Genomic DNA, 12,457 nt, shown 5'->3' on the forward strand with positions numbered 1-12,457 from the left:
TTGGTCGGTGCTACACCGACAGGTCGACCCCTTCGAGTCGCCGGGCGTTGATGGCGACGATGACCGTCGAGAGCGACATGAACACCGCGCCGACCGCCGGGGAGAGCAGGATACCGAGTGGAGCGAGCACCCCTGCCGCCAGCGGGAGCGCGAACACGTTGTAGCCGGTCGCCCAGACGAGGTTCTCCTGCATCTTCCGATAGCTGGCCTTCGAGAGCACGATGAGACGGACGACGTCCAGTGGGTTGTTCTCGACGAGGACGATGTCGCCCGACTCGATGGCGACGTCGGTTCCCGAGCCGATGGCGATGCCGACGTCGGCTCTCGTGAGCGCGGGCGCGTCGTTGACGCCGTCGCCGACCATCGCGACCAGCTTCCCCGCCGACTGGAGCTGTGCGACTGTGGTGTCTTTCTCCTCGGGCAGGACCTCCGCGAAGTACTGGTCGATGCCGAGTTCCGCCGAGACGGCCCTCGCGACGTCCTCGGAGTCGCCGGTCAGCATCGCCACCTCGATTCCCATCCCGTGCAGCGCCTCGACGGCCCGGCGGCTCTCCTCGCGGACGACGTCCGCGAGCGCGAACGCCGCGACGACCTCCGACTCCTCCCGGATCAGGTAGACGACGGTCTGGGCGTTCGAGCCGGCCTCCTCGGCGAACGCGACGACGTCGTCGGGTCGTTCGATACCGAGCCGCTCGACGAGGTTCGGCCCGCCGAGGTGGACCGTCTCGCTGCCACCGGAACCCGACCCGGCTTCTGGTCGGCTCGACAGAGCGGCGCTCTCTCGAACGTCGACGGTCGCCCGAACGCCGAGGCCGCGGAGGTTCTCGAAGTTCGAGACCCGCGCTCGCTGGACCCCTCGCTGCTCGGCGGCGGTCCGGATGGCGCGAGCGATCATGTGCTCGGAGTCTCCCTCGACACCCGCGGCGACCTCGAACGCTCGCTCCTCGTCCCAACCGCTCGCCGTCCGGACGCCGACGACGCCCTGTTCGCCCTTCGTGAGCGTCCCCGTCTTGTCGAAGATGACCGTATCGAGGTTGCGGGCCTCCTCCATGGCGATGCGGTCGCGGATGAGCATCCCGTTCCGTGCGGCGGTCGACGTGTTGATGGCGACGACGAGAGGAACGGCGAGGCCGAGCGCGTGCGGACACGCGATGACGAGGACGGTGACGACGCGTTCGAGGACGGAGACCTCGAACCCGGTCGCGACGACCCACGCGACGGCGGTCACGGCGGCGACCCCGAGTGCGACGTAGAACAGCCACCCCGCCGCGCGGTCGGCGAGCAGTTGCGTCCGGGACTTCGAGCGCTGCGCCTCGTCGACGAGGCGCATGATGCCCGCGAGCGTCGTCTCGTCACCCGTCTTCGTCACGCGGACGCGCAGGCTGCCGTCCTGGTTGACCGTGCCGGCGACGACGTCCGCTCCGGGTTCCTTGTCGACGGCGCGCGACTCGCCGGTGATCATCGACTCGTCGACCGACGACTCGCCCTCGATGACCGTCCCGTCGACGGGGACGCTCGCGCCGGGACGGACGAGAACGACGTCACCCTCCGAGAGCGCCGAGACGGGGACTTCCTCGGTGTCACCGGACTGGGTCCGGTCGCCCGCCGGACTTCGTCCCGCGCCGTCGCCGCTCTCGACGATTCGCTCGGCCGTGTCCGGCATGAGTTTGGCCAGTTGGTCGAGCGCGCCCGACGCCTGCCGGACCGAGCGCATCTCCATCCAGTGACCGAGGAGCATGATGTCGATGAGCGTGACGAGTTCCCAGAAGAAGGGCGTCGTCCCCTCGACGAACAGGCTGGCGATGGAGTAGACGAACGCGACGGTGATGGCAAGCGAGATGAGTAACATCATCCCCGGTTCGCGGTTTCTGACCTCCGTCCGGGCCATCGAGAGGAACGGCACCCCGCCGTAGGCGAAGACGACGACCGACAGAACCGGCGTAATCCACGCGCTGCCGGGGAACGTCGGCGCGGTGTAGCCGAAGACCTCCTGGATGAACTCGCTGAAGAAGACGACCGGAATCGAGAGGACCAGTGACACCCAGAACCGGCGCCGGAACATCCATTCGTGACCGGTGTGGTCGGTGTGCGCTCGGGGGCCTCCGTGGGTTCCCTCCCGAGGGTGTGTGGCGTGGTCGTGCGCTTTGGACCCCTCAGTCCCCGTCATGTCGATCGTGTCGCCTCCGTTCGACGGTACAGGCCGAGGACGGGGAGAGGACCCGCCGGCGGATCGGTCCGTTGCTCGGCGACACCATGTCAAGATAGTGTCGTATAGGGAGATTACCGAGCGTCACTGTTCCGAGAGGCGGCGGCGACGCGACTCGTACTCCTCCTCGTCGATCTCCCCCCGGGCGTACTGCTCGCGGAGTACCTCCATCGCGGAATCGGATCGCGGTCCACCCCGGTCGGAGAGGAGCCCGTAGACGAGGGCGACGGGGAGAGCCACGAGCAACACCATCCAGAGGATTCCGAGGAGCAGCATGCCGATACCCCAGCCGCCCATCCCACTCCATCCACCCCCCATGTGGGGCATCCACCAGCCTCCGGTCATCTGATTGCCGGCAGTCATCGCGAGGCCGAGCATGAGCACGGTCAGGACGATGAGTCCACCACCGATCCACCCGAACAGCCGCTTCGTCGAGGTCGTCATGACATCATCTACGTTACAATAAGGGCCAGACGGGTAAATACTCGCGGAGCGGTTCTCAGTCCTCGAGAACCCGGCGACCGGCCGGCTATCGAGTCGTGATAGTGTGCGGGGTTCGGTTGTCGTTGGTAGTCGAGTGCGGGCGCCCCGACTCAGGCGGCGCAGTTGTTGGCGCCGGTTTCGAGTTCCGTCGCGTCAGTGCCCTCGACGGACTCCTTCCCCCTGTTGACGTCGATGATCGTCTCGTAGTTGTCGGGTTTCTCCGGCAGGTCGCCGACCATCCGCTCGACGAACGCCTCCTCGTCGAGACCGACGAGGTCGAGGCCGTCGCGTACCTCCGAGAGCGGCGCCCCGACGAGTTCGCCGGGCGAGGCGTTCTCGTAGGTGCCGTCGTTGTCGACCGTTACGTGGCCGGGGAGGACCGTCAGGTCGTCGGGCAGGTCCATGAGCGTCCCGTGGAGGGTCTCGTACTGCATCCGTGCGCCCTCCTCGGCGTCGTCCTCGCCGAACTCCAGTTCGGTCCGGCCGACCGAATCGAGGAAGAGGGCGTCGCCCGTGAGGACCGCCTCGTCGCCGACGCGGTAGACGACCATCTCGGTGGTGTGGCCCGGGGCGGCGAGCACTTCGATGTCGACCTCGCCGACCGAGACGCGTTCCCCGTCCGCGAGGGGTTCGAAGTCGTACTCGACGTCGCGGTCGGTCGCGTGTTCGCCGAGGTGGTACGGCACGCCGAGTCTCGCCGCGAGTTCGTGTCCGCCCGAGATGTGGTCGGCGTGGACGTGCGTGTCGGCGACCCGCGAAATCGTCAGCCCTTCCTCGGCGGCAGTCGTGATGTACTGGTCGGTGTGTCGGGTGGGGTCGACGACGAGAGCTTCGCCCGCCCGTTTCGAGCCAACGAGGTAGCTGAGACAGCCCTTCGCGCGGCGCTGGAACTGGACGACGACGAGGTCGTCGTCCCCCGTATCGAGACGAGCGGTCTCGTACAGCGCGTTCCAGTCGCGCATCCCGCCTTTGACCACGCTCACGTCCTCCCACCCGCTCGCGTCGAGTTCGGCGGCGAGCGTCGTCGACGTCGCCCCCTTCCCGCAGATGGTGACTATCTCGCCGCCGTCGGCCCACGATTCGATTTCGGTCCGCTGTTCGTCGCTCAGGGTGTCCGTCGGGCCGAACGGCATGTTCACGGCGCCCTCGATGTGCCACGCCTCGAAGCTGTCCTCGGGGCGCGTGTCGATGAGCGTGTAGTCGGTGCGGCCGGCGTCCTGCATCTCCGCCAGTTCCCGCGCGGTGATCGTTTCGAACATCGGAACCCACCCCGGAGATAGTCTTGTGAACACTAAACACCATAGCCTGCCGGAGCATTCGATCCGTGCACGAAGACAATCACGAATGAGGTTACTGACCGTGCATCCACGAACGAGTCGGAGCGACCACGGTGTGTAGTGTTGGGGTCGACGAACACGATACCTCTGGAATTCGCCCGCGCGACCGGTCGTGCACCTCGATACGGCATCGGTTTCCCTTACAGCGGTAGCCGTGTCACAGGGTATCCGCTGTGCGGGGCCGAGCGGCCGTCGACTTTCGGTCTCCGAACCGAGCGTCGGCGACCGACCGGGACCGGCTCCTCGGATAGGCCGTGTCCGGCTGGCTCCGGGGCTGTCATCGTACGCACGGGACGAACGGGCCGACCACAGACGGGACGGGGAGCGTGTTGCCAGCGTCGGGAGGGCCCGTTCGTCGAGAAGCGTGTCGCCCCGAATCACCTCGACGAGGGTGGGACTACCGGAACCGGCCGAGCAGTTCGTAGTCGTGGTCGGGGGTGTACCGCCGGAACAGCAGGCTGTTCGAGAGGACGCTCACGCTGGAGAACGCCATCGCCCCGGCGGCGAGCACCGGCTGGAGCAGGCCGAGCGAGGCTAGCGGAATCATCGCCGTGTTGTACCCAAGCGCCCAGACGAGGTTCTGCTTGATCTTCTGGAGCGTCGCGTCCGAGATGCGGATGGCCTTCACGACGTCGAGGGGGTCGTCGCGCATCAGCGTCACGTCGGCCGCCTCGATGGCCACGTCGGTCCCGCTCCCGATTGCCGTCCCGACGTACGCGACGGCCAGCGCGGGCGCGTCGTTGACCCCGTCGCCGACCATCATCGCCTTGCGGCCCTCGTCCTGGATGGACTCGACGGCGTCGGACTTGTCCTCCGGGAGGACGCTCGCCCGGACGTTCTCGGGGTCGATGCCGACCGCTTCGGCGACGGCGCGGGCGGTCCGCTCGTTGTCGCCCGTAATCATCATCACGTCGATGCCGCGCTCGCGGAGGGCGCTCACCGCGTCCTTCGCGCTCTCCTTGACCGTGTCCGCGTCGGCGACGACGCCGACGAGTTCGCCGCCGTCTCCATCGGCGGCCACGCGGGCGACGAGCATCGCCGTCTTCCCCTCGTTCTCGAGGCGCTCCATCGTCTCCTCGGCGGGCGAGGGGTCGATGCCGTTGTCGCGCAGGAGCTTCCGGTTGCCGACCAGTACCTCGGAACCGTCCACCGTCGCCCGGATACCGTGTCCGGGAACGTTCTCGAAGTCCTCGGGGTCGCGCACGTCGATGCCCCGCTCCTCGGCCCCGTCGACGATTGCGCGGGCGAGGGGGTGTTCGCTCGCGCTCTCGGCGGCCGCCGCGAGGCGCAACACGTCGTCCTCGGTGAGTCTGTCGCGGGTCGTGAGTTGTCCCCCGTCGGTGGTCGTCTCGCCGCCGTCCGTGACCGCTCGCCCCTCGTCGAAGACGACCACGTCGGTGAGTTCCATCTCGCCTTTCGTCAGCGTCCCCGTCTTGTCGAAGATGACCGTGTCGACGTCCTTCGCGCGTTCGAGGACGTCACCGCCCTTGAACAGGACGCCGTTCTGCGCGCCGATGGTCGTCCCGACCATCGTGGCCGCGGGCGTCGCCAGCCCCAGCGCACAGGGACAGGCGATGAGGACGGACGAGGCGAAGACGATGACGGCGAACTCGAAGACCGACACCGACCCGCCGGCGACCGCTGGCCCGCCGACGACCAGCCCCCACACCGGGAGCCACTCGACGAACCCCGCAAGCGCCTCCGGGAAGAGGAACCAGACGATGCCCCAGAACAGGGCGTTGGCGATGACCGCGGGCACGAAGTACGCGCTGATGCGGTCGGCGAGGTTCTGGATCTCCGGCTGGCGCGACTGGGCCTCCTTGACGGTCTGGACGATCTGCTGGAGGGCGGTGTCCTCGCCCACCTTCGTCGCCTCCACGACGAGGACGCCGTTCTCGTTGATGGTCGAGCCGACCACCTCGTCGCCTTCCCCCTTCTCGACGGGGACGGACTCGCCGGTGACCATCGACTCGTCGACCGCGCTCTGCCCGCCGACGACGACGCCGTCGGTGGGTATCTTCTCGCCGGGCCGGACCTTCATCCGGTCGCCGACCGTCACGTCCTCCAGCGGGACCTCCTCCTCGCTGCCGTCCTCGCGGACGACGGTCGCCGTTTCGGCTTCCATCTCCAGCAGTTTGCGGAGCGCGTCGCCGGCCTGTCCCTTCGAGCGAGCCTCGAGGTAGTTGCCGAGCGTGATGAACACGAGGATGAGTGCGGCGGTGTCGAAGTAGAGGCCGCCGGCGATGAGCCCCGAGAGCACCGCGACGGAGTAGAGGTACGCCGTCGAGGAGCCCAGCGCGATGAGCACGTCCATGTTCGCGCGGCCGTTCTTGACGAGCGCCTTGTAGGAGTTCTTGTAGAACGGCCACCCGAGAACGAGCTGGACGGGCGTCGCCAGCAGGAACTCGACCCAGCCGAACTCGACGCCGAATACCGTCTCGGGGAGGACGCCGCCCCCGAGGACGAGCTTCTCGACGAGGAAGAACAACAGCGGGAGGGAGAGCGCCGCGCCGAACACCGTCAGCCGGAACTGTCGGCGTATCTCCTCGTTGCGGGCGGCGTCCCGCGCGTCGGTCCCCGAGGACTCGTCGTCGGGGGCCTCGCGGACCGGCGAGTAGCCCGCCGCCTCGATGGCGTCGTAGAGCGCGCTCAGCGTCGTGTCGGCGGGGTTGTAGGTGACCTGCGCCTCGTCGGTGGCGTAGTTGACCTCCGCGTCGACGACGCCCGGCGTGTCCAGCAGCGCGGACTCGTTGGTGTCCGCGCAGTTGGCACACGTCATGTCGGTGATGCCGACGCTCACCGTCTCGGAGACGACGCCGTAACCCGCCTCCTCGACGGCGTCGTATATCTCCCGGAGGGTCACGACGTCGGGGTCGTACTCGACGGAACCCTCGTCGGTGGCGAAGTTGACGTTCGCCTCGTGGACCCCGTCGAGAGGTTCGAGGGCGTCCTGTACCGTCGACGAGCAGTTGGCACAGGACATCCCCGTGATGTCGAGGTGTGCCGTTCTGGTTCCCATTGGAGTACAGTAGGGGCTCCACCCTTTGGGCAGTTACTGTTTCGACCTCGGGGGTCTCCTCCCGACAGTCCTTCGGTTCCAAAGGCCCGGGGTCAGGCCTCGGACTCGAAGCGCTGGTAGCGCTCTTCGAACCGACCGCGACACGAGGGACAGCAGAAGTGATAGACGCTGTCGTCGATTCTGACCGATTCGCCCTCGCTGTCGACGGTGTTCCCGCACTCCGCGCACGTGAGCGCGAACGCCGTGCCGTCGACCGACGGCGTCCACTCCGCCTCGTCGACGAGCGTCACCGAGTACTCCGCGTTCGGGTCGTCGCCGAGGAGCCCCTCGACCCACTCGCGGACGTTCCGTGCCTCCGCGCGGCCGTAGAACCAGAGTCTCCCCTCGGCCGTCACGAAGAGGTGTTCGATGCCGTCGGCGTCGGCCAACCGCTCCCGGAGCGATTCGAGGGCGCTCGCGGCGGGGTCGACCTGCACGAAGACGGGGACGCCGGCCCGGAGCGTCGACTGGTCCACGTGGACGGTGAACTGGTTGATGACGCCGGCCTCCTGCAGTCGCGTGACCCGGTCGGAGACGGCGGGTGCCGACAGTCCAACGACGTCCGCGATGTCGCTGTACGGCCGCCGGCCGTCCTCGACCAGCAGCGACAGTATCTCGATGTCGGTGTCGTCCAGTTCGCGCATACCCACCGTTGTCTGACGCGATACAAATCTCTTCTCCTACTTCGCCTTCGAATCATTAGTACAAATCTGAACAGACTTTGGTTTCGAAGAGACAACCGACAAGGGTCTTCGACCCGTACGACTTCGGAAGATGACCCAGACAATCGCCGTCGAAGGGATGACCTGCGAACACTGCGAGCAGACCGTCGAGGAGGCGCTTTGCGGCGTGAGCGGCGTCACGGACGCCACCGCGGACCGGGAGGCCGAACGGGCGAGCGTCGAGGGGGACGCCGACCGGACCGAACTCGTCCGCGTCGTCGAGGATGCGGGGTACACGTCCCACGCCTGAGCGAGGTATCAGGACCGTCGCAACCGTCTTCGAGCGCATCTCGGGAGCGAACGACACCACGGTCTGCGCCGTCGTGGGCAACCGGGCGTTCCCTCGCCAGCGATTCGTTCCGGAGGAGAACCCGACTTGAAGCGGGTCGCCGTACGATTCGTCCGAATGACTCACGCAGTCGGAGGCAGGGACCGAACCACGTCTCGAACGGATCGTCGTCGGTCGAACGGTCGATGAACGTCGTCTTCCTCGGTGCCGGCCCGGCGTCGAGTCAACCGACTGTCCGGGAGCGTCTCGACTCGGTTCGAGACGACCCGATACCCGCAGTCGCGGCGGCTGAACCGGCCGCTGGTTCGTCGTCTTCGAGAAGAATTACGGCGGGTTCGTCCGGTCGCGGTGTGCCTCGTCGCTCGGCGGAGCGCGCCGATTCAGGCCATCATGCTGCGGCAGGACTCCGCGCACTCGCGGAGGACCTCGGCGCAGGTCTGGCAGTGGTCGTGGTCGTGTCGTTCGCACTCCTCGGCGCACTCCTCGCAGGCGCCGGCGCAGGCTTCCGCGAGCTGCGTGCTGTAGTTGGAGTCGCGGGCCATCAGTCGCGCGTGGAGCGACGCGATGTCCGCGACGTCGCGACAGAGGCGGATGCACTTGGCCATGTCCTCGCCCTCGCCTGCGCACTCGTCGGCGCACCACTCACACGCCTGGACGGCCTCAAGACAGTTGTCGATACACTCGCGCTGGTCCTCGCTCAGGTGGTCGAGTTGCTGTAGTGCCATTGCACGTAGAGAGAGGAGCGCCTGATTCAAGCGGTTTTTCGCTAACGAACCGAGTCACCCTTGCGGGCACAACCTTGATGAGCCGTTCGCGGAGCGACCCGGAGCGCGCTGAAGACGGCCGCTCGGCACAGCGTATCGTTCCGGTGACGTTTGGGAAGGTCGATTCCGGTGCGGAGCTATCCGAGCAATCCAAACGCCGAGTCCGAGTGCGGACGTGATTCCGAAGGGTGTCTCGATAGCTGTCGTCACGGACGCACGCGTACTCGGAGGGGGCGCCTCGCCCCCGTGGGACACCGCTTTGGATGGTGAGGCACAAGCGCATTAAACGAGCCACACGAACCGTGTTGTAGACGATGTCCACAAGCGCCAGCGTCGTCGGACCGGCCGTGCTCCAATCGGCCGGTGGACTCGCGGAGTTCGCCAAACAGCTCGAACGCGCGTTCGAGCCGGCCCGGGAGGTACTCGTCCCGATTCTGTCGAACCCCGTTGTCGTCGGGGCGTGGGCCGTCGTCGTCCTCGCCTGCCTCGGCGTGCTCTGGTGGGACCTCCGGTCGAACAACGAGCCGCTGCCCTCGATGATGAAGGCAGTCTGGACGCTCGTGGTCGCCTACTCCGGCCCGTTCGGACTGGGGGTCTACTGGTACTCCGGGCGGACGCAGATCCCCCACGACTCGCTGTGGCGACGGGGCTTCCGCTCGACGAGCCACTGCTACTCGGGGTGTGGCGCGGGCGAGGTCGTCGGCATCTCCCTCGCACAGGGCCTCCTCGCGCTCACCGTCGGGTGGGTCGCGGCGGTCACCTTCGGGTTCGCGTACCTCTTCGGGTACGCGCTCACCATCGGCCCGCTGATGCAGGACGGCGTGAGTTTCAAAGAAGCGACGTGGGACGCCCTCCTGAGCGAGACGCCCTCCATCACCGTCATGGAGATATTCGCCATCGGCACCGACCTCCTGCTGGCCGCCGACGCGCACATGGGCGAGGTACTGTTCTGGTCGGCGCTCGCCTTCTCGCTGTCCATCGGCTTCCTCGTCGCGTGGCCGGTGAACGTCCTCCTCGTGAAGTTCGGCGTCAAGGAGGGCATGAGTGACCCCTCGGAGATGCGCGGAGGCGCCTCCGCCGCCGACTGACGGTGGTGTAGTTCGACGACCTCGACCGGCAGATCCTCGATCTCCTCCTGAAGGACGCCCGCCGCTCCTTCCGGGAGATCGGCGACGAGATCGGTCGGTCCGCACCGACGGTGTCGAACCGGGTCGACCGACTGCAGGAACTCGGCGTCATCCGACGGTTCACGCTCGACGTCGACCGGTCGACGCTGACGACGGGCGAGCAGTCGCTCGTCGTCGCTCGCGTTCAGCCGAGTGCCGCAGAAGGCCTCGCAGACGAGTTGGCCGACGACGAGGCGGTCGAACACGTGTTCCGTGGCGTCGGGGGGACGGTCGTCGCGAAGGTGACCGTCGACGCAGCGACTCTCGACGGGACGCTCGGCGACCTCTCGGAGTCGTATCCGGACGCCGACTGGTCGGTCGAACCGCTCGTCGGGACTCGATGGGACCCGTAGCTCGGTGTGACCGGCGCGTTCGGCCTCGTCTGTACGGTCTGTGGCAACACGACCACCGAAGACGGCGTCAGCGTCGACGTCGAGAGCGGCGACCGCCACGTGGTCTGCTGCTCGGCGTGTGCCTCCGACATCACCGAGCGGTACGAGCGACTGGCGGATTCCGATTGAGCACGACCGGGAGGGCCCCGCTCTCCGTTTCAGGTACCGCGGGAGTCCGAGGCGGCGCTACGAAGATATCCTCAGACGCCCTCCCACCTCCATGCGCACTACCGACGCTCGGTCGCACGGGGCTGGATCTCACCACGGGACGACGAGCGAAGCGAGTACTGGAGCAGCCGTCAGCTCGCAGGTGGCTTCTCACTGGCCGCCGACGGACTCCAGTTGGTTCCCGACGGGAACGGCTTCGAACCGGGGCCTCCGTCGAGTGGACGTTCCGGATTCTCGATGGCGGCGGTAACGTCGGACCCGCTAAGACGATACCCGTCGCTCTCGCCGAGCGGAACGTCCATCTGGTTCTCTACGGGGGTTGGAATCCGAACCCGCGCGTATCGGGCGGGTGCGTTCTCGGGTACCCACCGGTGAGGTTCGTGAAACTCCGAACGCCGACCTCTGGCCCTCCTCGACCCGTCGAAGGTATCGCGACATACGATTCATCTCACCGGCCGAACCCGTCGAGCGTCGACTGCACCCCGGAGACGAGGTGCGACTTCCGACGGAGGCGCTCGAACGGGACGGGGAAGAGCGGCGCGAGTTGGCGAACCGCGCCGTGGAACGTCTCCGCGACGGCCCGCTCGCCCCCGAGTGCTCCGCGGACGGACTCGCGAATCTGCCAGACGCCGACCGGCGCCCAGTACTCGTCGGTCGCCACCCGGACGACGAACGCCTTGGCCTGTCTGTCGCGCTCCGCGAGGTGTTCGAGCACCGCGAGGCGAGTGGCGTAGTAGGCCCCGCTGGTCTCCTCGACGTAGCCCGTCCGACCCTCGTAGCCCTCGTTGGCCGCGAGCAGGCGGTAGGCACCCTCGTCGGGGTTCCAGATGCTGCCCGGCGACTTCATCTCGACCAGTTCGAACTCCCAGTTGCCGGGTGCGAGGACGATCCAGTAGTGGTTGCCCATGTAGGACTCCTCGTACACCTCCACCTCGTCTACGCTCGGCGCGTTTCTGACCTGTCCGCGCAGGAACTGGCCGACGGTGTCGTCGACGGCGGTGATGGACCAGCGCGTGGGGACCAGCCGCCGATTCTGGCCCTGTCCGAGCGCGCCCGCCGAGAGGATGCGGTTGATGTCGTAGACGTCGAACCCGCGGTTGTAGAGGTACGTCATCGCCCCTTCGGCGCGCCAGTCGTCGTCCGAGAGCGTCTTCTCGACCGCCCGAGGGACGTGCGGGTTCTCCGTGAGGCGGGCGTCGGTAGCGTTGGCCCGGGGGCCGGTCGGCGTCGAGACGGCGTCCATGCCGACGTCCATCGAGGGTCGCTCGCCCAGGTCGACCTCCACGGCGACCGGTCGATCCGCGATGGCCACCTCGCGCTGGGTCCCGACGAACCCGTCCCAGGTGTCGTGGACGTTCACGTCGGCCCGTCGGGTGGAGTTCAGCAGTCCGGTCCGGTACTGGAGCACGTCGCGGATGCCGAGGCCGCCGTCGTACCACTGCCCGCTGGTGGCGAACTCGGCGGGGTCGGCGTCGGCGTCCACCGGCGCGAGGATCCCCGTCGAGACGTTGGGGTACGACGAGCGCCCGACGAAGATGGAGGGGGCGCTGCGGCCGACGTGCGTGGTGTCGCGGATGGGGTCGAGCTTCGCGTCGACGTCGTCGAGGTAGTCGAGCACCTCGTAGGACTTCTCCTCGGCCAGTCGCCGCCGCTCGGCGGCCTCGTCGACCTCGAACCCCTCGATGTACTCGTCGAGACGCATCCGTCCGGGGGTTCGTCGTACGGGCGGATAGGCGTTTACCTCCCGGAGCGGGGTCCCGGCTGTCGCGCGGGCCGGGAGGCTCCAAACGCTCCGCAGTCCGAACAGTCGGGACAGACCGCGACACCTACGAACGGTCCGTACCGCTCGAACGGTGTGTAGCGTGTGTAGAT

General features: G+C 67.5%; 10 protein-coding genes and 1 pseudogene. 4 read left to right on the forward strand and 7 right to left on the reverse strand.

The features are described from left to right. Positions 1 to 10: 10 nt before the first annotated feature. From NKG96_RS18890 to NKG96_RS18910, 5 genes are all read right to left on the reverse strand, one after another. Entirely contained in the window at positions 11 to 2,062 is a 2,052-nt protein-coding gene (locus NKG96_RS18890) for a heavy metal translocating P-type ATPase (RefSeq protein WP_254538337.1), read from the reverse strand. 228 nt (positions 2,063 to 2,290) lie between these two features. Then, the gene (locus tag NKG96_RS18895; RefSeq protein ID WP_254538338.1) at positions 2,291 to 2,650 is read right to left on the reverse strand and encodes an SHOCT domain-containing protein; all 360 of its coding nucleotides are present in this window, start codon (positions 2,648 to 2,650) and stop codon (positions 2,291 to 2,293) included. 149 nt (positions 2,651 to 2,799) lie between these two features. After that, entirely contained in the window at positions 2,800 to 3,948 is a 1,149-nt protein-coding gene (locus tag NKG96_RS18900; protein WP_254538339.1) for an MBL fold metallo-hydrolase, read from the reverse strand. A gap of 475 nt (positions 3,949 to 4,423) precedes the next feature. Further along, positions 4,424 to 7,045, reverse strand: coding sequence for a heavy metal translocating P-type ATPase (locus NKG96_RS18905; RefSeq protein ID WP_254538340.1), 2,622 nt, complete (start codon positions 7,043 to 7,045; stop codon positions 4,424 to 4,426). 92 nt (positions 7,046 to 7,137) lie between these two features. Continuing rightward, a complete protein-coding gene (locus NKG96_RS18910; protein ID WP_254538341.1) occupies positions 7,138 to 7,728 on the reverse strand; it encodes an AsnC family transcriptional regulator in 591 nt (196 codons plus the stop codon). A gap of 130 nt (positions 7,729 to 7,858) precedes the next feature. Between NKG96_RS18910 and NKG96_RS18915 the strand changes: the two genes are divergently transcribed. Then, positions 7,859 to 8,056, forward strand: coding sequence for a heavy-metal-associated domain-containing protein (locus tag NKG96_RS18915; protein ID WP_254538342.1), 198 nt, complete (start codon positions 7,859 to 7,861; stop codon positions 8,054 to 8,056). A gap of 419 nt (positions 8,057 to 8,475) precedes the next feature. Here the strand turns inward: NKG96_RS18915 and NKG96_RS18920 are convergent, their stop codons facing one another. After that, positions 8,476 to 8,820, reverse strand: a complete 345-nt coding sequence (locus tag NKG96_RS18920; RefSeq protein WP_254538344.1) for a four-helix bundle copper-binding protein — start codon at positions 8,818 to 8,820, stop codon at positions 8,476 to 8,478. Positions 8,821 to 9,173: 353 nt separating this feature from the next. On the opposite strand from NKG96_RS18920, the gene NKG96_RS18925 reads away from it, so the two are divergent. From NKG96_RS18925 to NKG96_RS18935, 3 genes and pseudogenes are all read left to right on the forward strand, one after another. Beyond that, a complete protein-coding gene (locus NKG96_RS18925) occupies positions 9,174 to 9,947 on the forward strand; it encodes a DUF4396 domain-containing protein (RefSeq protein WP_254538345.1) in 774 nt (257 codons plus the stop codon). Between the two features lie 26 nt (positions 9,948 to 9,973). Then, positions 9,974 to 10,378: pseudogene (locus NKG96_RS18930) on the forward strand (Lrp/AsnC family transcriptional regulator); the annotation flags it as partial. Positions 10,379 to 10,384: 6 nt separating this feature from the next. Beyond that, positions 10,385 to 10,546, forward strand: coding sequence for a hypothetical protein (locus NKG96_RS18935; RefSeq protein WP_254538347.1), 162 nt, complete (start codon positions 10,385 to 10,387; stop codon positions 10,544 to 10,546). A gap of 487 nt (positions 10,547 to 11,033) precedes the next feature. Here NKG96_RS18935 and nreA read toward each other — a convergent pair whose 3' ends face one another. After that, a complete protein-coding gene (gene nreA, locus NKG96_RS18940) occupies positions 11,034 to 12,287 on the reverse strand; it encodes a DNA repair protein NreA (protein WP_254538349.1) in 1,254 nt (417 codons plus the stop codon). Positions 12,288 to 12,457 lie beyond the last annotated feature (170 nt).

The sequence above is a fragment of the Halomarina litorea genome, assembly GCF_024227715.1.
Lineage (GTDB): Archaea > Halobacteriota > Halobacteria > Halobacteriales > Haloarculaceae > Halomarina > Halomarina litorea.

Bases quoted from the DNA above. Each gene is read 5' to 3' on its own strand.
- NKG96_RS18905 (WP_254538340.1), bottom strand. From the start codon at position 7,045: ATGGGAACCAGAACGGCACACCTCGACATCACGGGGATGTCCTGTGCC.
- NKG96_RS18890 (WP_254538337.1), bottom strand. From the start codon at position 2,062: ATGTTCCGGCGCCGGTTCTGGGTGTCACTGGTCCTCTCGATTCCGGTC.
- NKG96_RS18910 (WP_254538341.1), bottom strand. From the start codon at position 7,728: ATGCGCGAACTGGACGACACCGACATCGAGATACTGTCGCTGCTGGTC.
- nreA (WP_254538349.1), bottom strand. From the start codon at position 12,287: ATGCGTCTCGACGAGTACATCGAGGGGTTCGAGGTCGACGAGGCCGCC.
- NKG96_RS18925 (WP_254538345.1), top strand. From the start codon at position 9,174: ATGTCCACAAGCGCCAGCGTCGTCGGACCGGCCGTGCTCCAATCGGCC.
- NKG96_RS18895 (WP_254538338.1), bottom strand. From the start codon at position 2,650: ATGACGACCTCGACGAAGCGGCTGTTCGGGTGGATCGGTGGTGGACTC.
- NKG96_RS18920 (WP_254538344.1), bottom strand. From the start codon at position 8,820: ATGGCACTACAGCAACTCGACCACCTGAGCGAGGACCAGCGCGAGTGT.
- NKG96_RS18915 (WP_254538342.1), top strand. From the start codon at position 7,859: ATGACCCAGACAATCGCCGTCGAAGGGATGACCTGCGAACACTGCGAG.
- NKG96_RS18900 (WP_254538339.1), bottom strand. From the start codon at position 3,948: ATGTTCGAAACGATCACCGCGCGGGAACTGGCGGAGATGCAGGACGCC.